The sequence below is a fragment of the Streptomyces sp. NPDC026394 genome (assembly GCF_055567735.1).
On record NZ_JBVHPX010000074.1, the window covers coordinates 1 to 1,290 of the forward strand.

At 66.5% G+C, this 1,290-nt stretch carries 1 pseudogene; it reads left to right on the forward strand.

Annotated elements, in window-relative coordinates:
* Positions 1-820: 820 nt before the first annotated feature.
* Positions 821-1,184 (forward strand): annotated as a pseudogene (locus ACZ4QV_RS42490) (transposase); the annotation flags it as partial.
* Between the last annotated feature and the right edge of the window lie 106 nt (positions 1,185-1,290).

Sequence of the window (1,290 nt, forward strand, 5' to 3'; positions counted from 1 at the left end):
GGCCGGCGGCAGGGCCGCGGCCACCGCGTTCTGGGTGCGGGGGCAGCGGCGGTGGGCCGCCGTCGCAGTGGTGTACCGGCTGTGCGCTCATGAACTCATTCCTTCCGGCAGTGTCGAGTCTGCCGTCTGACGGCCGGGGTGCGCGAGTGACGACGTCAAAAGCGGGAAGTTCACATGAGCCGCGACTGGTGTTGACCGCTTCGGTGGCACGCCCCGTCGGCGGTCGGGGGCCGCCTCCGTCCGGGTAGGGCTTCTCTCGCCGGGGCATCGGTGGTGTGGGCAGGCCGTTGTGTGGGTGTGCGCACCTGTACATGCGACTTCGGCTTCATTGCGGGACCGGCGATGTTGACCGTCGGCCTGCTTCGCCGCGTGCAGGCACGGGCCGACGGGAGGAAGCGCCCAGGCGACGACGGAGCCGTCAGTGATGTGCCGCACTCCCTGGCCTGCCGGTTGCAGGGCAGCGGTCCACGATTCTCAGGGGGAGCGACTGTGGTATGAGGTCTTAGAGGTGATTTCGTGCAGCTCAGCGCCGGTGAGTCGAAGGCTAGTGACTGCAACAGGTACGGTGCCCACCCCGATTCAGATGAATGGCAGACCTGGGGGTGGTTGACGACGAGGCGGCAGGGTGTGCAGTGTCAGAGCCAGCAGAACCTCTCTCCTCCGAGCACGGGCCCGTCCCCACACATTCCGGGAAAACTCGCAGCAGCGGCTGGCCGCCGCTCGCTACCACAACAAGGTCGTAGCAGCAGGTTTCCACCAGTCTTTCCGGCACGGGCAGGTTGCCGGTGTCTGCCGACAGTTCCTCCCGGCCGCGAAGCCAGGACACATTGGCGGCAACACCGCCGACAGCGACGGCCTCAAGCCGATGATCGGCGGTTACCAGACGAAACACGACCCCGAACGCGGGCGGAACTACCCGGTGGGCAAGGTGCATGCCGACAAGGCATACGACCGGCCGCACTTGCGGCGATGGCTGCGCGGACGACGCATCGCGGTCCGTATCGCCCGTATCGGCGTCGAACCCAGCGACCGCCTGGGCCGTCACAGGTGGGTAATTGAACGAACGTTGGCCTGGCTGTCCGGCTACCGCCGGCTCAACCCGCGATACGAGCGCCACCACGGCCTTTCTCGGCCTCGCCGCCGCCATCGTCTGCCACAAGCGCCTTGCCCAGCTCACCACGTAGGACACCCTCTAACGAGTTGGTGCGTGATTGTGGGTGGGCATGCTCTGTTGGTGAGGGGTTCGACTGATCGTTCGGTGTTGGCGCATCCGCTGTTCACTGGCATCTC